The organism is Bradyrhizobium sp. Leo114 (assembly GCF_055229415.2).
In genome coordinates this window covers 1-462 of the sequence record NZ_JBUYEN020000214.1, presented here as the reverse complement: position 1 = coordinate 462, position 462 = coordinate 1, and the positions used below count along the sequence as shown (strand labels likewise).

Here is a 462-nt window from a genome sequence, read left to right as displayed (position 1 = left end):
CTCGGCGCGATCAGTCCGCGGTAAGCGTTGGAAGGCCGGCGCGCCCAGAAAAATTGCAAGGCCGGCCCGCTTACCAATAGCCCCAGGGCCGCCCGCCGTATCCATAAGGTCTGTAGAAGCGGGCGGCCCCAGGCTCCTGGATTGCTTGCCAGCCATAGTCGACGTACGCCGGATAGTAGCTGTAGGCGGGATAGTAACCGCGGTAGTACGGGCCGGGGTAGTAGCCGCCGTGGTACGGGCCGCCATAATAGCCATAGGCGCTGCTCGCGATCGCGCCACCGATTAGGGCACCAACTAAGGCGCCTGCTCCCCAACCCCAACCTCGAGGACCCCAGCCTCGGACAGCTCCGTATCCCCATCCGCCACCGCGCCAGCCGCCCCACCGGACCTGGATCGAACTGTCAGCGATCATGGATTTCATGCTTGCCACGTTGGTCGGCAAAGGAGCCGCATGGAGCGTCG

1 pseudogene is annotated in these 462 nt (G+C 64.7%); it reads right to left on the bottom strand.

The annotated features are described in order from the left end of the window. Positions 1 to 70: 70 nt before the first annotated feature. Positions 71 to 462 (bottom strand): annotated as a pseudogene (locus ACZIRK_RS45460) (hypothetical protein); the annotation flags it as partial.